Consider the following 20,053-nt stretch of genomic DNA (forward strand, 5'->3'; position numbering starts at 1 on the left):
ACTGTGGCCCGAGATTTCAGCGACGGTGCAGATGGTGTCGACAGTGGTAGTGGCGACAGTGAGGAGTCAACGGAGACAGCGAGCAGTCCGTCCCGGGAGCGAGGCCGGACCGTCCGCAACACTGTCGAGCGTCGGGCAATCGTCGGGTTCGCGGTCGCAACTATCGCCCTCTTGCTCGGCATCTTCTACTACCCGGTGGCGACAGTCTTTATCGACAGTGTCCTCGTCGACGGCCGCTGGACGGGCCGGGTGTTCGCCTCGATACTTCGGGACCCGTTCTACCTCGGTGAGCCGGCGCGGTTGCTCGTCGGCGAACCAGTGGGAGCCGTCATCGAAAGCATCCGCTCACCGGACCGGCGGCTGGGCGTCATCGGCTTCACGGCGTACCAGGCGGCGCTGTCGACGGTAGCCAGCGTCGCCCTCGGCCTGCCGGCGGCGTATCTGCTGGCCCGCTACGAGTTCCCGGGCCGGCGGACGCTCCGATCGCTGACGATTCTCCCCTTCGTCCTCCCGTCGATAATGGTCGGGGTCGGCTTCGTCGCCACGTTCGGCCGGAACGGGACGCTAAACGCCGTGCTCGGCGCGCTCGGTCTGGGACAGGTGAACCTCCTGTTCACGCTGGAGGCCGTCGTCATCGCTCACGCGTTCTACAACGCCCCGCTCGTCGCCCGAGTGACCACCGCCGCCTGGGAGTCCGTCGACGCCAGCGCGGTCGAGACGGCGCGGAGCCTCGGCGCGAGTCCCTTCCGGGCGTTCCGTGACGTGGTCGCTCCGCAACTGTACCCGTCGGTGCTGATGGGCGCGGCGCTGACCTTCGTGTTCACCTTCAGCACGTTCCCCATCGTCCTCGCGCTGGGCGGGTTCCAGTTGGCGACCGTCGAGGTGTTCGTCTACCGACTCATCCGAGACCTGGAGTACGCCGAGGCGGCCGCCCTCGCGCTGATTGAACTCGGCATCTCGCTTGGGCTGCTGTACGCGTATCTCCGGTACGAGGCCAAGCACACCGTCCGGTCGCGGGGGATTCGCCCGCTCCCGCGCCGACCCCTGACGCCCCCGTCGTTCTCGGTCCGTGAACTGCTCCCTCGGCTGGGGCTCACCGTCTACGCCGTCGTCGCGCTGGCGGTGTTCGTCGCGCCGATAGCGAGCATGATCTTCGCCAGCCTCAGCGGGCCGGAGGGCCTGACGCTGGCGAACTATCGGTTCCTCGTCGACCGCCAGACGACCGGCGCGTCGTTCCAGGTCCAGCCGTGGGACGCCGTCCGGAACTCGCTGCTGTTCGGCGTCGCCTCGCTCGCCGTCGCGCTACCGATGGGCGTCGTCGTGGCCGTCCTCACGACGCGGGACTACCGCGGCCGGAAGCTCATCGACGCCGTCGCGATGGCCCCACTCGCCGTGTCGGGTATCGTTGTCGGCCTCGGCCTGCTCCGGGGCCTCGTTTTCGGTGTCGAGGTCGGCGGCTCGCGAATCGCCGTCGGCGGCGGCCTCGCCATCATCGCCGCCCACGCCGTCGCCGGCTACCCGTTCGTCGTCCGGACGGTCGCGCCCGGCCTCGAAGGTATCGACCACACGCTGGTCGAGTCCGCCCGCGCACTCGGCGCGCCGCGAGCCAGAGCGCTCGTGGACATCGAACTGCCGCTGGTGTGGCCGGCCGTCATCGCCGGGGCCGCCTTCGCCTTCGCCATCTCTATCGGGGAGTTCTCGGCGACGATTGTACTCGCCTCCGGAACGAACCAGTTCACGATGCCCATCGCCATCGAGCGGTTCATCGGCCGCCGGCTCGGCCCCGCGACGGCGATGGGCGTCGTCCTGCTCGTGGTCACCAGCGCGAGCTTCCTGCTCATCGACCGGCTTGGGGGTGACGACGTTGGGTTCTAAGGAGCCGCCCCCGGACGGAGCTGACTCGGACCACGCCGCCCCGACGGCCGTCGAACTCGACGGCGTCACCAGACGCTACGGCGAGACGACTGCCGTCGATGACCTTTCGCTCTCCGTTCGGGAGGGCGAGTTCTTCACGCTGGTCGGCCCCTCCGGCTGCGGGAAGACGACGACACTCCGGCTCATCGCCGGCTTCGAGGAGCCGACGCAGGGCGAAGTCCGGTTCAACGGTGAATCCGTCACCGGCGTCCCGCCGGAGGACCGCGACGTGGGCGTCGTCTTCCAGAACTACGCGCTGTTTCCACACATGACCGTCGGGGAGAACGTCGCCTACGGGCTCTCGTTCACCGACCCGCCCGGCGGCGGCAGCGACGAGGAGCGGGTGCGAGAACTGCTGGAACTGGTCGACCTCGGTGATATGATGGACAGAGACCCCGACACGCTCTCTGGCGGCCAGCAGCAGCGGGTGGCGATGGCCCGCGCACTGGCCCCTGGCCCCGACGTACTCCTGCTCGACGAGCCGATGAGCGCCCTCGATGCGAAGCTCCGGGAACGCCTCCGGGTGCAGGTCCGCGAGATTCAGCAGGAACTGGGCATTACGACGATTTACGTCACCCACGACCAGGAGGAGGCGCTGGCGGTGTCCGACCGCGTGGCGGTCATGCGCGACGGGACGCCGGAACAGGTCGCACCGCCGCGGACCATCTACCGTGAGCCGGCGACAGAGTTCGTCGCCACCTTCGTCGGCGACAACAACGTTCTCAGCGGTGAGGTGACGGCAGTTCGGTCGACCGACAGGGTTGACGATTCCAGCGACGAGAGTGGACGATCCATCGCGGACGTGACGGTCGACAGTACGACGCTCTCAGTGGCCCTGGATGGTGACAGCGACCCGGAGGCCGCTGTCTCGGCCGGGGACCGGCTCACGTTCTGTGTGCGACCGGAGCGGCTTACCCTCGGTGCCGACCGGAACGCGCTGACGGCGACCGTCACGAGCGCGGAGTTCCTCGGGGAGACGACGCGCGTTCACCTCGACTGGGAGGGCCGAGAACTCCTGTTACGAGCCGAAGACCCGCCGACGGGCACGGTGACAGTCGGCTTCGACCCGGCGGACGCACACACTGTCGACAGACAGTAGTAAGCTACCAATCCCCACGCCCACGCCGGAATGGAGCCTGTTTTAACCCACCTGTGGTTATCGCCGATATAAATATGACACGCGGGGCCGTCGCAGGTGGTCGGCAGAGGCGTATCGGAGCGTGTCGACAGGGCTGGCGGGAACACCCAGCTTCAAACCAAAGCCATGTCGGAGTCCGGCCGGCTAGGCGCGACGGGGTACAGTGATGGTCGAGTTCGAACCCCGGCTGTTCGACGATATCGACCCGGCTGAGCGGCCGTCGCTGGGTGCCGCTCTCGTGCCGATCGCGGGGATGATCGTGTTCCTCAGTGTGGGCCTCATTGCCTTCGACTTGGACCCACAGTTCCCGCTGTTCTGGGGGATCGCCTTCACCGGCCTGTTCGCACGGTATCACCTCGGGCTGACGTGGGAAGACCTGTACGACGGGATCGCCAGCAGCCTGCTCATGGGCATGCGGGTAATTCTCATCATGTTCACCGTCTACGCGCTCATCGCGTCGTGGATCCAGGCGGGCACGATTCCCAGCCTGATGTATTTCGGTCTGGAGCTGTTCACGCCGACGGTGTTTCTCCCTGTAGCGGCTATTCTCTCTGCCATAATCTCCTTCGCCGTCGGCTCGTCTTGGACGACGGCCGGGACGCTCGGGGTGGCGCTCATCGGTATCGGTTCGGGACTGGGTATTTCCGAGCCGATGACCGCCGGCGCTATCCTCAGCGGGGCCTACACGGGGGACAAGCAGTCCCCGCTCTCGGATACGACGAATCTGGCCGCCGCAGTGACAGATACCGACCTGTACGAGCACATCAACGCGATGCGGGCCGGCACGCTCGTGGCGTTCACCATTGCCGTCCTCCTGTACGCCGGCCTCGGACTGCGGGCCGCTGGGGCCATTCCTGTGGACCGCGTTGCGTCTATCCAGGCGGCAATCGAGAGCACGTACGTCGTCTCGCCGCTCGTATTTTTGCCAATCGTTGTGACTTTCGGGCTTGCGCTGCGTGGCATCCCCGCACTGCCGACGCTCGGAACGGGCGTGTTCGCTGGCGTCGCGACCTCGATGCTCGTGCAGGGAACCGGATTCGGTGCCGCCTGGTCGGCGGCACAGTCCGGGACAGCCCCGGAGACGGGCATGGAGCTCGTGAACGGACTCTTAGAGAGCGGGGGGCTGACCGGCGGGGCCTGGATCGTGACGATTGCGATCGCCGCGCTCGCGCTGGGCGGCCTGCTCGAACGTGCTGGCGTGCTCGCGGTCCTCTCTCACCATCTCGGGCGACTCTGTCACAACGTCGCGAGCCTCACAGGCGTGACCGCTGTTTCCGCTGTTTCGATGAATATTCTCGCAGCAGAGCAGTACGTGAGTATCGTAGTCCCGGGGATGACGCTCGGCAATCTGTACAACGAACAGGGGCTTGAGAGTCAGAACCTCTCCCGGGCCATCGAAGCGTCCGGAACGACGACAAGTGCGCTCATCCCGTGGAGTAGCGGCGGGCTGTTCATGGCCGGGACACTTGGCGTCCCGACGCTGGAATACGCGCCGTACTACTTCTTCGGCTTTCTCTCGCCGCTCGTGCTCCTGTTCATGGGGGTCACTGGCTGGCAGATCGTCTATGCGGATCGAACCGACAGCGAAGACACGGGTGTGCAGTCCAGTGGTGCCGGGTCGGTGACAGCAGGCGAGGACTGATTCGCCTGACACTACCGACAGTGGCGGCTAATCATGCCTAGTACCGGCTAATCATGTCTTCTAGTTCGCGTGTGCGCGAAGGCCTCATAAGCCTACAGCACCTACGTTAAACGATGACACCACAGAAGCCATCCGCTGACGGCGAGCAGGCGGCCGACGGTCGGGCGACCGATGCAGGTCCGGCGGTCGACTACGAGACGGTGTCGGTACCAGTGCTGGTCGTCGGCGCTGGCGCTGCCGGGGCGCGGGTCGCTATCGGACTCGCCGAGAACGGTGTCGAACCGCTGGTCATCGGCAAGCGGGACCACGGCGATGCGCACACGACCTGGGCGGCCGGCGGCATCAACGCCTCGCTGGGGTCGCTCGACCCGAAGGACGACTGGACCATCCACGCGGCAGACACGCTGGACGAGGGCCATTTCATCAACGACCCGAAAGCGGTCGAGCTGACGACCAAGCACATGCCCGACCGCATCCGGGAACTCGACGACTGGGGCATGCCCTTCGACCGGACCGAAGACGGCAAGATCAATCAGCGATACTTCGGCGCGCAGTCGTTCCGCCGGACCTGCTTCGTCGGCGACCGCACGGGCGAGGCGATGCTCGACACGCTCGTCGACAGGGCCCAGTCGCTCGAAATCCCCTACCGCGACAACGTGATGATCACGCGCCTGCTCTCGGATGGCGATCATGTCTACGGGGCGGCCGGCTACGACATGGAGAGCGGCGAGTTCATCCTCTTCGAGTCGGACCACGTCGTCCTGGCGGCGGGTGGGTCCTCCGCGCTGTACAACCGCCACTCCTCGCGTGACGAGGAGAACAACGGCGACGGTCCGGCGCTGGCGCTCGATGCCGGCGCGTCGCTGATGGACATGGAGTTCGTCCAGTTCCACCCGACGGGGATGGTCGGCGACCGCTACGGCGAGGACTGGGACGGCCGCCTTGTCACCGAAGCGGTCCGGGGCGAGGGCGGTCGACTGCTCAACAAAGACGGCGAGCGGTTCATGGAGGAGTACTCGCCTGACCAGATGGAACTCGACGCGCGGGACGTGGTGGCCCGCGCCATCGCTCAGGAACTGCGTGAGGGCCGCGGGACGGAGAACGGCGGCGTCTATCTGGACATCTCGCACCGCGACGACGACTACATCAAATCGCGGCTCCCGCGGATGTACGAGCGGTTCATGGATCTCGGCGTCGACATCACGGAAAAGCCGATGGAAATCGCGCCGACCGCCCACTACTCGATGGGGGGCGTCGATATCGACTTCGAGACCGGCGAAACCGGCGTTGGTGGGCTCTACGCCGTCGGCGAGACGGTGGCAGGCGTCCACGGCGCGAACCGCCTGGGCGGGAACTCGCTCGCGGAGACGGTCGCCATCGGCGCGCTCGTCGGCGACCACGTCGCGGCGCAGGTGACAGACGACCGCGACACCGCCCTGCCGGCTGGCCAGCGTGCCATCGCCGAGCGCGAGTTCCGGTCGCTGCAAGAACTGGAGGCGACGGACGGCGACGAAACACCAGAAGAGCTACTCGCGGACCTCGGCGACCTGCTGTGGGACCACGCCGGCATCCTCCGTAACGGCGAATCACTGTCGGACGGGCTCGCCGCGCTCGATGTCCTCCGTGAGCGGACGGGGAACATCGGCATCGATGGCGACCGGACCAGCCTGTCGTTCGAACTCGCCGTCGACCTGTTCTTCAGCCTCACGGTCGCCGAAGCTCTGCTGCTGAGCGCGCGAAAGCGCGACGAGTCCCGCGGCGCGCACTACCGCACCGACGCGGCCGACGTGGACCCAGACTGGCGGCGGAACATCCTCGTGGACCGCGGCGACACCGGGCTCGAACTGACGACCCGCGGCGTGGCCGAGCCGAGCGAGGCCGTCAGCGAGGCGGTCGACGTCGGCTACGAACTCGACTACCACCATCTGGAGTGAGGCCGACTCCCGGGGACCGAAATTCAAGGCGGTCCCCGTGTAACTGTCCCCATCGTGGCTCCGACCCGCCGAACCGTCCTCGCCAGCGGTGGCCCCGCCCTCGGGAGTCTCACCGCTCTCTCGGGCTGTCTTGGTGCTGCTGGCGACGCGGAGGTGGCGTGTCCGCCGTCGGTCCCGACGGACGCGTCGGTGCGCATCGGGTTCGTCGGCGACGTGATGCTGGGCCGGAGCGTCGACGAACGCTGGCGCGATGCCCCCGACGGACCGACGGCCGTCTGGGGGTCGATGCTCGACGAACTCCAGTCACTCGACGGGCTGGTGGCGAACCTCGAATGCTGTCTCTCGGACCGCGGCGAACCGCGGCCCGGCCGTACGTTCCACTTCCGAGCGAGCCCGAAATGGGCCGTGGCCGCGCTGGACCGCGCCGGCGTCTCCTGTGCCGGACTGGCGAACAACCACCTGCTCGATTTCGGACCGGCGGCGCTCACGGACACGCCGGCGCATCTCGCCGACGGTGGCATCGCCTCGGCCGGCGCTGGGGAGAGTCGAGACGCCGCATTCGAACCGGCGGTCATCGACGTCGGTGGACTCTCTATCGCCGTCGTCGCCGTCACCGACCAGTCGCCGAGTTACGCCGCCGACGGCGACAGCCCCGGCACGGCCTACGCGCCGCTGGACCCGACCCACCCGCTGACTCGCCGCCGCGTCGGGGGTGCGCTGGCGGCGGCCCGCGACGCCAACCCGGACCTGCTCGTCGTCACCGCCCACTGGGGGCCGAACTGGGTGACAGAGCCAAGCAAGACACAGCAAGCGTTCGCCCGCTGGCTCGTAGACAACGGTGCCGACGTGGTCCACGGCCACAGCGCCCACGTCATCCAGGGCATCGAGGTGTACCGCGGTCGCCCAATCATGTACGACACCGGCAACTTCGTCGACGACTACGCAGTTAAGGACGGCTACCGCAACGACCGGAGCGTCCTGTTCGAACTCCATATCGTGGACGGCCGGCTGGCCGCGCTCGAACTCACGCCGGTCGAGAACGCGTACACGCAGGTCGGACGTGCCGACGAAGCGGTGGCTGAGTGGCTTCGTGAGACACTCCGGGAGCGCTCTCGGCCCTTCGGAACGACTATCGAGCGTGACGGCCTCGGGCTTCGGGTTCCGCTGTCATGTCCGGCATAGCATCCGCTGGGTGTTTCCGGGCCGACTCGTGGTCAGTTGCTACTCGTCGACAGCCACAACCGCCGTCATGATTTCGTCGACCAGCCGTGGGTTGTACGTCCAGAGACCACGAAACGGTCCGTCCTCGGTTTCTTCGGCGACGAGTGCACACTTGTTCTGGTCGTCGCCGGCGGCGTCGAACGCCAGCAGCCACACCTGTTCGAGGGCGGTGTCTGTGAGCGGATGGAACGAGATTCCGGGAATCGCCGGTGGCTCCCAGTCGTCTCGTCCGTAAACGTGGATGTCGAGTTCCGTGTCGCTGGCGAGCGTCTGGTATCGGGCGCGCTGAGAGCGGAAGATCGACAGCGACTGGAAGCTCACTCGAAGCGTTCCCTCCCCGACGCGGTAGGCCCTGTCCTCGAACTCGTGCGACGTTGCGAGCAACTGTGCCGGCGTGAGCGATGCGAGGAGCGTGTTCGCGAGCGCCGAGCGGAGAAGCTGTCGACCCGGATCACTGTCAGGCGCTTCGCTGTCGCCGATACCGGCCGTCGGATCGCACAGAAACGCCTGCAGCGCGGTGAGCGGGACTGCCTCGGCGAACACACCGTCCCGACGGATGACGGCAAACGCGTTCCGGTGTCCGGTCGGGAGTTTCTGCCAGGTGGCATCGATCCCCTGAGTTGCCAGACGCTCGCCCACAGTCTTCGTTGCGGGCGGACCGTACACAGTTATCTCCACGTCCGAGTCCTCGAAGCGTCGGAGGAGGGTACGAACTGTCATCGGCCCACGATCAGTCCTCGTGGTCTGTCTCGGCGGTATCCAGATCGGTTATCGTCGCCAGAACCTCGGCCGTGGATGGCGACAGCGATGCCAGCGTCGCGGTCCGCTGGGCAGCGTCGTAGCTAATAACGCCAGCGTCATCGAGAACAGGGAGGTGGCGGTGGTGGAGCGACGTGCGGGTATCATCCCAGTTGCAGGCGTCGGTGTCTCGAGCACGCGCGCTGGACCAGCCCACGACCACGTCAGTGAGTTCCGCGATTGAGGCCGAGTCGTGTTCGGTGAGGTAAGTGTATATCATCCGCCGGGGCTCGGCTGCCAGCGTCCGTAATAGCGTATCGAGTCGCTTGGACGAGAGTCCCGGCGTCTCCACAGGCTGTTCGTGCTGATCCATGTCAATCAATTATCCACTCTCAGTATTAATATCATTGGCCGATAGGAGATTACAGATGTGACGGAATCCATTTACGTGCCAGCACCGTCTAAGATGTATGAACTACGAGTCCGCCCTACAGCGAGCGTACGACGTACTACCAGACCAGCCCCGGGAAGCCGGTGAACGGCTCTCGATTCCCGACCCCGAGGGCCAGACCGACGGTGCGTTCACACGCCTGACGAACTTAGAGGCAATCGCCGACGCAGTCTCGCGGGACGCCCAGCATCTCCACCGAGCCATCCAGCGCGAGTTCGGGACCAACGGCCAGTTCGACGGCGGCGAAGCCCGCTACAACGGCTCGTTCGACACTGCTGATTTCGAGGCCGCCATCGACGCGTACGTCGCCGAGTACGTCACCTGTTCCGAGTGTGGCCTGCCCGACACCGTCCTCAAGAACGAGGACGGCGTCGACATGCTGCGCTGTCAGGCCTGTGGTGCGTTCCGCCCGGTCGCCAAGGGCGCGAGTTCGAACACGCAGCAGGACCGACCCACGCTCGAAGAAGGCGAGACCTACGAGGTCAAGATCACCGGCACCGGCCGCGAGGGCGACGGTGTCGCCGAGAAAGGGAAGTACACCATCTTCGTCTCCGGAGCGCGCGAAGGGCAGGTCGTCGAGGCCTACATAGAGAGCATCAGCGGCACGCTAGCGTTCGGTCGCGTCGCCTGAGGGCTGTTTTCCCCGCCGCGCGGCTACGTTTCTCGCTTATTCCCACAGGTCCGTCGAGAGGTATCGTTCGCCGGTGTCCGGCAGGACGACGACCACCGTCTCGTCGGGGTTCTCGGTAGCGTACTCCGCGGCCGCGTGCAGCGCCGCACCCGAGGAGATACCGACCATGATGCCCTCCTCGCTGGCGAGTCGGTGGGTCGCGTCGATAGATTCCGTCTTGCTCGCAGTCCGCACCTCGTCGACGAGGTCACGTCGGAGGATATCCGGAACGAATCCGGGACCGATACCCTGGATGTCGTGGCTGTCCGGGTCATCCGCCGAGAGCAGTTTGGACTGTTCAGGCTCGACGGCGACCGAGGTGAGGTCCGCGCCGACCTCCTCTTCGATGTACTCCGAGATGCCGGTGATCGTGCCGCCGGTCCCGACACCGGCAACGACGGCGTCTACGTCGCCGTCGGTATCGGCCCATATCTCCGGACCCGTCGTCTCGCGGTGGGCGCGCGGGTTCGCCTCGTTCTCGAACTGCCGGGCGCGGACAGTTCCCGGCGCATCCGCGAGTTCGTTCGCGCGCTCGATTGCGCCGCTCATGCCGCCGTCGGCCGGCGTGAGTTCGAGGTCCGCGCCGAGCCCCGACAGCAACTGCCGGCGCTCCTCGCTCATCGATTCGGGCATCGTCAGCACGCAGTCGTACCCCCGTGCGGCACAGACGGCGGCCAGCCCGATGCCGGTGTTGCCGCTGGTCGCTTCGACGACCGTCCCGTCGTCGGGGAGGTCACCGGACTCGGCGGCCGCCTCGACCATGTACAGCGCGATGCGGTCCTTGACGGAGTAAGGATTAGCCGCTTCGACCTTGCCGAGCAGATTGTCCGCGAAGCTGTCGAGACAGACCAGCGGCGTGTCGCCGATGAGCTCAGTCACACTGGACGCGACAGTACCGTCGTCTCGCTGGGCGTACGACTGCATACACCGGGAGAAGGAGATTAGCCCCCGTAACGACGCACCCAGAATATTGTGGGACGAATACATTCACTCGGTTCCGAGTCTCCAGAAGCTTATGTTGCCTCCACACGAGCGTTCCAGTAATGCCCGAGATTACCGTCTCTGAGGGCCTGTACCGTCAGCTATCCGCCGCCGAAAACCAGGTCGAAGAAGAGACGCTCTGGAAGATGTTGCACCAGTTCAAGCGCCAGAACACGCCGAGCGAGTAACGCCGTCGCTATCCGACCGGTTCGATGAGTTCCGGCGAGTCGTTAGCGGGACTGTTGACGGCCGTCGAAACCGGATAGGTCTGCATCGGCCCGTCGTACGGGTCGAGCAGTGCAGTCACGTCGCCGACGCTCCCGCGCAGCCACGTCGACTCCTCCGACGGATCGAGGATGACAGCCATCCGGTGATGGAGGTCGGCGACGGCGTCGTTCGGTTCGGTCGTCACAATCGTGAACGACTCGACGATATCGTCTTCTCCGCCCGAATCGCCGCCGCTCCCGCCAAACTCCCCCAGCCCGGTCTGGCGCTGTGGGGGCTCCCACCGCTCGTACAGCCCCGCCATCGCGAACAGGTCGTCGTCCGGCAGCGCCACGCGATACGGTTGCTTGCCGTCGCTCGTTTCGACCCACTCGTAGAACCCATCAGCCGGGACGAGACAGCGCCGGGACTCGTATGCCTCGGCGAACGAGCGTTTCTCGGCCAGGGTCTCGGCGCGGGCGTTGATGTGCCTGTGGTCCGTGCGGTTGTCAGCCCAGGACGGAATCAGCCCCCACTCCATCCGCTGGATTGTGCCGGACGACTCGGCAGTGATGACCGGCAGGTCCTGACTCGGGGCGGCGTTGTATCGCGACCCGTAGTCGAAGGAAAACTCGGCGTCGAACCGCGCCTCGATGTCTTCTCGGGGGGAAAACAAACTGTAGCGGCCACACATGGGCTACTTTTGTCGTCGCCGGTGGATAAATCCACTACTCGCGCATCCACTCACTCGCCTGCGGTTCCGTCGGGTCGGTCCTGACCTCGACGAGCGTCGGCGCGTCCGTCTGCACCGCCTCGCGAACCGCCGTGCGGATTTCGGACGCCGTGTCGGCTTGCACGGCTTCCATCCCCATTCCGGCAGCGACAGTTCCGAAGTCAATCGGCGTCGTGTCCCATCCGTACGCCTGGTGGTCGAGGTCGTAACTCCGGCCGGCCTCCTCGCTGATAATCGCGTAATCGTCGTTGTTGAGGACGACGACGGTGATCGGGAGGTCCTCGGCGACCGCAGTATGGAGCTCGTGCACGCACATCATGAGGCCGCCATCACCAGTCAGCGCAACGACGGGTGTGTCCGAGTTCGCTAGCTGTGCCCCAATCGCCGACGGCAGTCCGGTTCCCATCGTCGCCCACGACCCGGGGTTGACGTAGCTGCGCGGTCCGTACGCCTCGAACGTGTTCAGCGCCCAGACGCGGAACCCCCCGGCGTCGACGGCCGTAATGGCATCCGAAGGGACTGCGTCCCGGAGGATTTGCAGCACACGGACGGAGGTGAGCGGTGGTTCCGAATCCACGAGCGGTTCGATACGACGCGCAGTGGCATCACGGACAGCCTGTGCGCGTTCGGTTCCGGCCGTCTTCGTGGCAGGAGCGGTATCGGCCGCCGCGATTTTGTTCTCGATCGCCGTCATCGCGTCCGCGGCATCTGCGAGGATGCCGACAGTCGGGTCATAGCCCGTGCCGAGGTCGTCGGCGTCAATCGTGACGTGAACGAGCGTCTCAGGGAGTTCGACGGACCACCCGCGTGTCCCGTGTGCGTCGAGGTCGGAGCCGACGGCGAGTACGGCATCGGAGTCGGCGAGACAGTCCAGTAGTTCTGGGCTTGCACTCCCGCTCAGGACACCGGCACTGAGGTCGTGGTCCTCCGGGAGCACGCCCTTGCCTTTGTACGTCGTCACGACGGGCGCGTCAAGTCGCTCGGCGAGGCTTCGGAGCGCCGCCGTCCCACCCGACGCTCGCACACCACCGCCTGCCATGATAACTGGCATCTCGGCCGCGAGCAGGTGCTCGGCGGCTTCCGCAACCGCCTGCTCCGGGACGGTGCTGGTGGACGGTGTCGCAGGTGTGCTTGCACCGGCGAGTGGCACGTCCATCTGCAAGTAATTCTTGGGGAGCCCGACTCTGACTGGCCCCTTCGGCGGTGTCTGGGCGACCTGTACCGCCCGGTCGATCGTCGCCGCCGTCGTCTCGGGGTTTTTCAGTAGTATGTTCTCTTTGACGACGTTGTCGTAGGTGTCCGGCGGGGTTTCGTGAATCGCATCGCCGCCCCGGAGCGCCGGCTCGGTTTCGATAGCGAAGTGCACCAGCGGCGTGCAGTCGTTCAGCGCGTTTTTCAGGCCGTTCATCGCGTTCATGTCGCCCGGGCCGGGGACGACAACAGTGCTCGCTATCTGCCCGCTCGTCTCTGCATAGCCCCAGGCCTGATGTGAGACCGCAGTTTCGTGTCGTGCCACGACGAAACGGATGTCGTCTCGCTTGCCGATGGCCTCGTTCAGCGGGAGGGACTGCTTCCCCGGGATTCCGAAGACGGTATCGATGCCGTTCGCGACGAGACGGTCTACCACCGCCAGACTAACGCGCATACTGATTCCTCACTCCGGAGACAATTCACTCTCATGACTTTAGTTCGCCACCGGTCATGCTAGACCGCGTCGGATCGACGCCACAGACACAGGGGAGGTTATACTACCGAGCCCTGCATGGCCCGCGAATTTAAATCCGAAAGCGCCCAACTACGTGACAGATGACCACGGACCCCTCGTTCAGCATCCCCGCACACCCACAGCGGCGCTTTCCCCACGGGAGTGGGGTTGAATACGAGGGCGGGACGGAGTTCCGACTTGTCCCGGAACAGGAGCGGGCGACGCCGGAACTCGCCGAGACAGTCGTCGACATCCTCGAGGCCGGACCGTACCGCTACGGTGATTTCCACGACCTGCCGATGCCGCTGTGGCTGGTCCGCGACGAGGAGACGACCGACGTGTTCCGCGTCGCCGTCCGCGACGGGACGGTCCGACTGCACGTCCTGCCGACCACGGAGTCCGACGGGCTACAGCGGTTCTTCGAGCGGCTGCGTGCGGCCAGCGAGGGAGAGTCGTGGGCCGTGCAACGACACGTTGACGGGCGGTAGCCGGGCCGCCGGGGTAGCACAGACCCAAAACCGTCTTACACACCTGTCTCCATGTCTTGGCCATGACCGTCTCTCGCGAAGTCGAGCTAGAGGGCCACATCATCGACTCCGGGATGATGCAGTCCTGTTTCGGCATCATCATGGACCTTGGCGGCTCCTTCTCCGTTCAGGAGTTCGATATCGGCCGCCACAAAGACGAGGAGTCCTACGCCCGGATGCTCGTCGAGGCCGACGACGAGGACCAGTTGCAGTCGATCGTCCACGAACTCCACCAGCACGGCGTCAACCCCTCGGACCCGAAAGACGCCACGCTCGTCCCCGCGCCCGACGACCAGGTCGTCCCGCACGGCTTCTACTCGACGACGAACCACCCGACGTTCATCCGCCACAACGGCGAGTGGATCGAAGTCGAGGACATGGAGATGGACTGCGCCGTGGTCGTCGAAGACGGCGAAGCGCACCGCGCCTCGGAACAGTCGAACGGTGACGACGAGGAACCGAGAGACTACCCCCGAGCTTACACCAAGGTCCTGAACGCTATCGAGGAGGGCGACATGGTCGTCACCGACGAAACCGGCATCAAGGTCCAGCCGCCGGAGCGGCCCCGCGATTCGGGCGGCGCGTTCGGCTTCATGCAGGGCGGCGTCTCCTCCGAGCGGCCGTCGGAGTCGACCATCCGCAAGATCGCGAACGCCATCAAAGAGACGAAAAAGGAGGGTGGCAAAGTGATGGCGGTCTGTGGGCCAGCCCTCATCCACTCCGGGGCGCGCGAGGACCTCGCTCGCCTCGTCCGGGAGGGCTACGTCGATATGCTCTCGGCCGGCAACGGCTTCGCTGTCCACGACATCGAGCGGGACATCTACGGCACCTCGCTGGGGATGGACACAGAGAGCCTTGACCATCCCCGCCACGGCCACAAGCACCACATCTACGCCATCAGCGAGGTCATCCGCGAAGGCGGCATCGAGGAGGCCGTCGACTCCGGCACCATCGAGTCCGGCGTGATGTACGAGTGCATCGAAAACGACCGGCCGTTCGTTCTCGCGGGCTCTATCCGCGACGACGGCCCGCTCCCGGACACCATCACCGACGCCGTTGAGGCCCAGAACGCCATTCGGGAGCAGGCCCACGAGGCCGACATGGTGTTGATGCTCTCGACGCTGCTGCACTCGGTCGCCGTCGGGAACTGTCTCCCCTCGACGACCCGGGTCGTCTGCGTCGACATCAACCCCGCGACGGTGACCCAACTCCTCGACCGCGGCTCCGCACAGGCAGTCGGGATGGTCACCGACATCGGCACGTTTGTCCCGATTCTGGCCGAGCAGTTGCTCGACGAGGAGTAGGACGACCACGAGCAGCGCGAGTGGTCGCTTTTTCGCCCACGTTTTTTACCGAGTGGTGTGCGACCACTGGGAGCACACCCGGCGGTAAAAAAGGTGGATTGCGGACGTTTGTCCCGATTCTGGCCGAGCAGTTGCTCGACGAGGAGTAGGACGACCACGAGCGGCGCGAGGGGTCGCTTTTTCGCCCACGTTAGTCGAAAGAGCGAGGAGACGCGAATCGGTGTTTCGTGGACTGTCTTCGGTTGTCACGCCCGTGTTCTCGCGAGATGCTTATTACCCGCCATCCGATACTCTCTCTATGCCCTCTCCTTCGCGGCAGTTCACGCGCCTTTCCAGCGGTATCTCCGGTCTTGATTCGCTTCTCAGAGGCGGGCTTGTGGAAGGGCGGCTGTATCTCGTTATCGGGCCGCCCGGAACCGGCAAAACACTGCTTGGCACGCAGTTTCTCGAAGCAGGGCTCGAAGCGGGCGACGACGTGCTGTTTATTCACGCCGAAGAATCGGCTGCCGATTTGCTGGCGAACACTGCCGAACTCGGCATCGATATCGCCGACGCGACGTTTCTGGATGTCGGCCCCGATTCGGAGTTTTTCATGGAGGCCGAGTCGTACGACGTGGTCAAGCCCCGAGACGTCGAGGACGGCCACCTGATTTCGGATATCCGCGAGACAATCGAGCGGGTGGACCCGGACCGCGTCCTCATCGATCCGATCACACACTTCCAGTATCTCGAACCGACCGAGTACCAGTTTCGCAAGCGCATCATCTCCTTCGCGCGCTTTTTGCAAGACAGGGAGACGACCGTGCTGGCGACCAAGACGCCGAGCAATCAGATGGACAGCCAACTCAGGTCGCTCAGCGACGGAATCATCTCGCTCAGTTACGGCGACGAGAAGGCGGGTCGGCGTATTCGACTGCGCAAGCATCGCGGCATCGGCCAACAGGACGGCTCACACGGGATGGAAATCCGCGAGTCCGGTGTCGAAGTGTATCCGGCGCTCGAACCGGAACAGCGGACGCGGTCGTTCGACCCAACGCAGTTCTCCGCCGGGGTTCCGGGACTGGACTCGCTCCTCGATGGCGGACTCGAACGCGGGACAGTGACGATTCTCAGTGGTCCGTCCGGCGTCGGCAAGTCGACGACGGCGACTGAGTTCCTGGCCTCCGCAGCGGCAGACGGGTCCCCGGCGCTCGCCTACCTGTTCGACGAATCCATCGAGACGTTCACCTACCGCTGTGAGACGTTCGGGATGCCGCTCTCGCAGTTGCGTGACGAGGGGACACTCCACATCGAGGAGGTCGAGTCGCTGGCGCTGTCCCCCGAGGAGTTCGCGAACCGCGTGAAGACCCAGGCCGCGGAGCGCGGGGCCGAACTCGTCGTCATCGACGGCATCGCGGGCTACAAGAACGCGATCAAACACGGGCAAGACGACGTGGAACTGCGCCGACGGCTCCACGCCCTGACACAGCATCTCACGCGTGGGAACGTCGCCGTCGTCCTGATCGACCAGCGCAGAGACGTGACGGGCCTGCACGAGCCGACGAGCGAGAACGTCAGCTACCTCGCGGACAACATCGTCTTCGAGAACTACATCGAGGTCGAGGGAGATCTCCAGCGCGTCATCGGTGCGCTGAAAAAGCGCGTCGGCGGGTTCGAGACGGTCCCTCGGCGGTTCGAGATAACCGCCGACGGCCTACAGGTCGGCGACCCCGTCTCGGGGATGCACGGCGTGTTCGAGGGCGTCCCTGAACAGCATGGAGATAGCAGCGGGCGGTCGCCCACTCGCTAACCACCGATGGCCGACGTCCAATTACTGCTGGCCGGCGACGGCAACCGGGAGGCACTCGCCTCCGTCGTCGCCGAACACCACACGCCGATCACGGACGACGAGTTCCGGGAAGTCGACCTCCACATCGTCGACGAGTCGTCGTTTCCGAAGTACAGAGAGTCGATAGAGCGGTACAAACACCGGGCAGATCCGGTGTTTTGCCCCGTGATTCTGGTCCGTCGTGAGGAGACGCCAGTCAGGATTGACCTGCCCGATATCGACGCGGCCGAGCAGCCACTCGTCGTCGATGATATCATGACAGCGCCGCTGGACACGCAGGCGCTCTTTCGAACCATCACGAACCTCCTCGCCCGGCGCAGCCACACTGAGGACCTCGTTGCGGACCTCAGAGAACAAAACAGCGAACTCCGGCGGTTCAGGAACGCCGTGGAGCACGCGGGCCACGCGATTCTGATAACGAACACCTACGGTGTCATCGAATACGTTAATCCGGCGTTCGAGGAACTCACCGGGTTTAGCGCCGAAGAGGCGATTGGCCGGACACCGCGGATACTCAAGTCCGGTGAACAGGGCGAACAGTTCTACGAACGGCTCTGGGACACGATCTGTCGCGGCGAGGTCTGGACGAGCGAGATCGTAAACGAGCGCAAGTCCGGCGAGCGGTTCATCATCAACCAGACCATCGCCCCGATTCAGGACGCGGACGGGACGATCCAGGGGTTCGTCGGGATGCAGGACGAAATTACCGGTCGCCGACTACGCGAGCAACAGCTCACCGTGTTCCATCGGATTCTCCGGCACAATCTCCGGAACAACGGAACGACCATCAGCGGACGTGCGGATATCCTGTCAGAGTTAGTCGACGACGACGACGCGCTCGACCACCTTGAGACGATCAAAGCGAACGTGCAGTCCCTGCTCGACATCAGTGAGAAAGCGCACCACGTACAGGAACTGCTCGCGGACTCGCTTACCGACGATGTCGAGCGCAAACTCGAAGACGCCCTCAGTGACATCACGGACGGGCTGGCCGCAGCGTACCCCGACGCCGAGTTCGTCGTCGAGAGCGACTCCGTCCCGTCGCCGACGATAGACGCGAAGGTCATTCCGGCGTTGCAGGAACTCATCGAGAACGGTATCAAGCACTCGGACGCATCGGCACCGCGGGTCACCGTCCGGACGGAGCGCCACGACTCGACAGCGACAGTGACGATTGCGGACAACGGGCCGGGGGTCCCGGACCAAGAGCGGCGGGTCATCGAGGCGGCGGAAGAGAAGCCGCTCGAACACGGGTCCGGGCTGGGGCTGTGGTTCGCGTACTGGCTCATCAGCTACGTCGGTGGCGATATGGATATCCAGGCCGATACCGACGGGACGAGAATCACTGTGACTGTGCCCGTCCGGTGACGACGGACGCGCGTTCAGATAGCGACCCAGGCCAGCACGATGACAGCAGCGCCGACCACCGTCGACCCGACGGCGTGCGTTCGGAGTTCGTCGAGCAGGTCGTGGGAGTGGTCGTGGAGTTCACAGACCTCGTCGATCTCGCTGCCGGCCTCGCAGTTCGGCAGGAAGTCCATCGCGACGTGGAGGAAGATACCGGCGGCGAACCCGAAGATAACTGCGTTGAGAAGGGCGGACTCCGGGACCGGAAGGAGCGCGGACGGGATCGCCGTCAGGCCGACGCCGGCCGCGGGGAGCAACAGGGCAGTCGCGGACTTGCCGCTACGTCCGAGCCGCCGGGCGGCGGCGTAGCCGGCCGGCCCTTTGTGTGAGACGATAGCGAGGCCGAGCAGGATACCCAGTTCGGGCATCGAGGCGTAGACCAGCCCGATGACCAGGCCGGCCGAGAGGGCGTGGGCGGCGATGGCAAGCGTCGTCATGTCGAAGGCAGTCTCGACGTGGGTCAGCCGGTGGCCGATAGTGTGGGTGCCGTAGCCGGTGACCAGTCCGGCGGCGATGCCGACGCCGCCGATACGCGCTGCCCCGGCCTGGCCGCCCAGTCCCATCGCCTGCGGGACGAGGAACATGGCCGCCGACGTGACCATCGCCCCGCTCGCGAGCCCGTAGCCCCAGACCAGTCGGTAGGGGTTCGTTTCATCGGCCCGCGCCCCGAGCCACGCGCCCAGTGCCATTGCCACGAACGCGACCCAGGAGATGACCAGGACCTTACTCGCCCCGCCGGTGACTGCGACGCCGGACAGGATCACCAGGCCGACGACACTCGCGATGCCGGCGGTGGAGATTCGGCCAGCGTTATTAAAAATTGAGTTCGAGTTAATAGACATTATCTACAATCACTGGGCTGTTGCTAATAAACCCATCGGTGGCGGTTACCGCGTCGCCGACCGATAGTCGCCCCAGTCGATGACGCCGCCGTCCAGTGCCGACGGGTCAGCGTCCCGGAGCGCCCAGAGGACCATTTCGGCGACGGATTCCGGGTCGCGTCCGCCGTCACCGGAGAGGTCCGTCGCGACCTGTCCGGGGTCGACTGCACCGACCGGGACGTCGAGGTCGGCGGCGAACCCGCGGGCGACAGCCTCCGCGGCGGCCTTCGAGACGGCGTAGGAGCCGTAGCCGGGCATCCCTTCGCGGGCGACGACGCCCGTCGGGACGACGATGCGGGCGTCCGGACCGAGGTGTGGGACGGCTTCGCGGATCGTCGAGAACACGCCCCGAGCGTTCGTCCGGAGGTGGTCGTCGAATGCGGCGTAGGATTCCTCGGTGAGCGGTGTCTCGCCGGCGATCCCGTGGTAGACGCCGGCGTTGGCGACGACGTACTGTATCGCACCGTTCCCCTCCCGCGTCGCAGTTTCGACCAGTCGTTCTACGTCGTACTCGTCGCGCACGTCCGTCCGAATCGCGGTCACGGAGCCGCCTGCATCCCGTATATCGGCTTCGACACGTTCGAGGGCCTCCGCGTCGCGAGCACAGATGACTGTATGTGCGCCCGCACCCGCTACCGCGTGGGCTATCTGCTCGCCGATACCTTTACTCGCACCCGTGACGGCAGCGGTCGCGCCGTCCATCGCTGGGACCATAGCGGTGGTACCGCTGCCAGCCACAAGGTCGTTGCTCCCGCCGTCGGTGGGGTGAGAGAGC

18 protein-coding genes are annotated in these 20,053 nt (G+C 65.5%); 11 read left to right on the forward strand and 7 right to left on the reverse strand.

All coding sequences use genetic code 11. The features are described 5' to 3' along the window. Positions 1-3: 3 nt before the first annotated feature. The 5 genes from VI234_RS08710 (at position 4) to VI234_RS08730 (ending at position 7,810) form a co-directional block, all read left to right on the forward strand. Positions 4-1,875: an ABC transporter permease gene (locus VI234_RS08710; protein WP_336329766.1), complete on the forward strand. Its 1,872-nt coding sequence runs from the start codon at positions 4-6 to the stop codon at positions 1,873-1,875. Next, positions 1,865-3,013, forward strand: a complete 1,149-nt coding sequence (locus VI234_RS08715) for an ABC transporter ATP-binding protein (RefSeq protein WP_336329767.1) — start codon at positions 1,865-1,867, stop codon at positions 3,011-3,013. The genes VI234_RS08710 and VI234_RS08715 overlap by 11 nt, the downstream gene beginning before the upstream one ends. Positions 3,014-3,218: 205 nt before the next feature. Then, the gene (gene arcD, locus VI234_RS08720; RefSeq protein WP_336329768.1) at positions 3,219-4,694 is read left to right on the forward strand and encodes an arginine/ornithine antiporter ArcD; all 1,476 of its coding nucleotides are present in this window, start codon (positions 3,219-3,221) and stop codon (positions 4,692-4,694) included. Between the two features lie 113 nt (positions 4,695-4,807). Continuing rightward, positions 4,808-6,628 carry an L-aspartate oxidase gene (locus VI234_RS08725; protein ID WP_336329769.1) on the forward strand — a complete coding sequence of 607 codons (1,821 nt, stop codon included), beginning with the start codon at positions 4,808-4,810 and terminating at the stop codon, positions 6,626-6,628. A 54-nt stretch (positions 6,629-6,682) separates the two neighbouring features. Next, complete coding sequence (locus VI234_RS08730; protein WP_336329770.1) at positions 6,683-7,810, forward strand: CapA family protein; 1,128 nt, start codon at positions 6,683-6,685, stop codon at positions 7,808-7,810. A 39-nt stretch (positions 7,811-7,849) separates the two neighbouring features. Here VI234_RS08730 and VI234_RS08735 read toward each other — a convergent pair whose 3' ends face one another. Then, positions 7,850-8,569 (reverse strand): DICT sensory domain-containing protein, encoded by a 720-nt coding sequence (locus VI234_RS08735; protein ID WP_008310269.1) that lies wholly within the window; start codon positions 8,567-8,569, stop codon positions 7,850-7,852. Positions 8,570-8,579: 10 nt separating this feature from the next. Continuing rightward, a complete protein-coding gene (locus tag VI234_RS08740; protein ID WP_008310271.1) occupies positions 8,580-8,960 on the reverse strand; it encodes a DUF7344 domain-containing protein in 381 nt (126 codons plus the stop codon). Between the two features lie 97 nt (positions 8,961-9,057). Between VI234_RS08740 and VI234_RS08745 the strand changes: the two genes are divergently transcribed. Next, positions 9,058-9,669 carry a translation initiation factor IF-2 subunit beta gene (locus VI234_RS08745; RefSeq protein ID WP_008310273.1) on the forward strand — a complete coding sequence of 204 codons (612 nt, stop codon included), beginning with the start codon at positions 9,058-9,060 and terminating at the stop codon, positions 9,667-9,669. 36 nt (positions 9,670-9,705) lie between these two features. On the opposite strand, the gene cysK is transcribed toward VI234_RS08745, so the two are convergent. Next, positions 9,706-10,632 carry a cysteine synthase A gene (cysK, locus tag VI234_RS08750; RefSeq protein ID WP_008310275.1) on the reverse strand — a complete coding sequence of 309 codons (927 nt, stop codon included), beginning with the start codon at positions 10,630-10,632 and terminating at the stop codon, positions 9,706-9,708. 119 nt (positions 10,633-10,751) lie between these two features. Here cysK and VI234_RS08755 point away from each other — a divergent pair, with 119 nt between their 5' ends. Then, positions 10,752-10,877 (forward strand): hypothetical protein, encoded by a 126-nt coding sequence (locus tag VI234_RS08755; protein ID WP_008310277.1) that lies wholly within the window; start codon positions 10,752-10,754, stop codon positions 10,875-10,877. Positions 10,878-10,885: 8 nt separating this feature from the next. On the opposite strand, the gene VI234_RS08760 is transcribed toward VI234_RS08755, so the two are convergent. Both VI234_RS08760 and VI234_RS08765 read right to left on the reverse strand, forming a co-directional pair. Continuing rightward, positions 10,886-11,587 carry an SOS response-associated peptidase gene (locus tag VI234_RS08760; protein WP_336329771.1) on the reverse strand — a complete coding sequence of 234 codons (702 nt, stop codon included), beginning with the start codon at positions 11,585-11,587 and terminating at the stop codon, positions 10,886-10,888. A gap of 34 nt (positions 11,588-11,621) precedes the next feature. After that, entirely contained in the window at positions 11,622-13,271 is a 1,650-nt protein-coding gene (locus tag VI234_RS08765; RefSeq protein WP_008310280.1) for a thiamine pyrophosphate-binding protein, read from the reverse strand. Between the two features lie 161 nt (positions 13,272-13,432). Between VI234_RS08765 and VI234_RS08770 the strand changes: the two genes are divergently transcribed. From VI234_RS08770 to VI234_RS08785, 4 genes are all read left to right on the forward strand, one after another. Then, positions 13,433-13,819 carry a hypothetical protein gene (locus VI234_RS08770; protein WP_008310282.1) on the forward strand — a complete coding sequence of 129 codons (387 nt, stop codon included), beginning with the start codon at positions 13,433-13,435 and terminating at the stop codon, positions 13,817-13,819. A gap of 62 nt (positions 13,820-13,881) precedes the next feature. Continuing rightward, positions 13,882-15,162, forward strand: a complete 1,281-nt coding sequence (locus VI234_RS08775; RefSeq protein ID WP_008310284.1) for an ornithine cyclodeaminase — start codon at positions 13,882-13,884, stop codon at positions 15,160-15,162. A 298-nt stretch (positions 15,163-15,460) separates the two neighbouring features. Then, positions 15,461-16,951, forward strand: a complete 1,491-nt coding sequence (locus VI234_RS08780; RefSeq protein WP_336329772.1) for an ATPase domain-containing protein — start codon at positions 15,461-15,463, stop codon at positions 16,949-16,951. Between the two features lie 6 nt (positions 16,952-16,957). Beyond that, positions 16,958-18,358, forward strand: coding sequence for a PAS domain S-box protein (locus VI234_RS08785; protein ID WP_336329773.1), 1,401 nt, complete (start codon positions 16,958-16,960; stop codon positions 18,356-18,358). 14 nt (positions 18,359-18,372) lie between these two features. Here the strand turns inward: VI234_RS08785 and VI234_RS08790 are convergent, their stop codons facing one another. After that, positions 18,373-19,239 carry a ZIP family metal transporter gene (locus VI234_RS08790; protein WP_008310290.1) on the reverse strand — a complete coding sequence of 289 codons (867 nt, stop codon included), beginning with the start codon at positions 19,237-19,239 and terminating at the stop codon, positions 18,373-18,375. Between the two features lie 45 nt (positions 19,240-19,284). Then, positions 19,285-19,992, reverse strand: a complete 708-nt coding sequence (locus VI234_RS08795; RefSeq protein WP_336329774.1) for an SDR family NAD(P)-dependent oxidoreductase — start codon at positions 19,990-19,992, stop codon at positions 19,285-19,287. Positions 19,993-20,053: the final 61 nt, after the last annotated feature.

The organism is Haloarcula sp. CGMCC 1.2071 (genome assembly GCF_037078445.1).
GTDB classification, from domain to species: Archaea; Halobacteriota; Halobacteria; order Halobacteriales; family Haloarculaceae; genus Haloarcula; species Haloarcula amylolytica.

Excerpts from the sequence above, each read along its gene's own strand:
- arcD (WP_336329768.1), top strand. The coding sequence starts at position 3,219 with ATGGTCGAGTTCGAACCCCGGCTGTTCGACGATATCGACCCGGCTGAG.
- VI234_RS08725 (WP_336329769.1), top strand. The coding sequence starts at position 4,808 with ATGACACCACAGAAGCCATCCGCTGACGGCGAGCAGGCGGCCGACGGT.
- VI234_RS08735 (WP_008310269.1), bottom strand. The coding sequence starts at position 8,569 with ATGACAGTTCGTACCCTCCTCCGACGCTTCGAGGACTCGGACGTGGAG.
- VI234_RS08740 (WP_008310271.1), bottom strand. The coding sequence starts at position 8,960 with ATGGATCAGCACGAACAGCCTGTGGAGACGCCGGGACTCTCGTCCAAG.
- VI234_RS08745 (WP_008310273.1), top strand. The coding sequence starts at position 9,058 with ATGAACTACGAGTCCGCCCTACAGCGAGCGTACGACGTACTACCAGAC.
- cysK (WP_008310275.1), bottom strand. The coding sequence starts at position 10,632 with ATGCAGTCGTACGCCCAGCGAGACGACGGTACTGTCGCGTCCAGTGTG.
- VI234_RS08755 (WP_008310277.1), top strand. The coding sequence starts at position 10,752 with ATGCCCGAGATTACCGTCTCTGAGGGCCTGTACCGTCAGCTATCCGCC.
- VI234_RS08760 (WP_336329771.1), bottom strand. The coding sequence starts at position 11,587 with ATGTGTGGCCGCTACAGTTTGTTTTCCCCCCGAGAAGACATCGAGGCG.
- VI234_RS08765 (WP_008310280.1), bottom strand. The coding sequence starts at position 13,271 with ATGCGCGTTAGTCTGGCGGTGGTAGACCGTCTCGTCGCGAACGGCATC.
- VI234_RS08770 (WP_008310282.1), top strand. The coding sequence starts at position 13,433 with ATGACCACGGACCCCTCGTTCAGCATCCCCGCACACCCACAGCGGCGC.
- VI234_RS08775 (WP_008310284.1), top strand. The coding sequence starts at position 13,882 with ATGACCGTCTCTCGCGAAGTCGAGCTAGAGGGCCACATCATCGACTCC.
- VI234_RS08780 (WP_336329772.1), top strand. The coding sequence starts at position 15,461 with ATGCCCTCTCCTTCGCGGCAGTTCACGCGCCTTTCCAGCGGTATCTCC.
- VI234_RS08785 (WP_336329773.1), top strand. The coding sequence starts at position 16,958 with ATGGCCGACGTCCAATTACTGCTGGCCGGCGACGGCAACCGGGAGGCA.
- VI234_RS08790 (WP_008310290.1), bottom strand. The coding sequence starts at position 19,239 with ATGTCTATTAACTCGAACTCAATTTTTAATAACGCTGGCCGAATCTCC.
- VI234_RS08795 (WP_336329774.1), bottom strand. The coding sequence starts at position 19,992 with ATGGTCCCAGCGATGGACGGCGCGACCGCTGCCGTCACGGGTGCGAGT.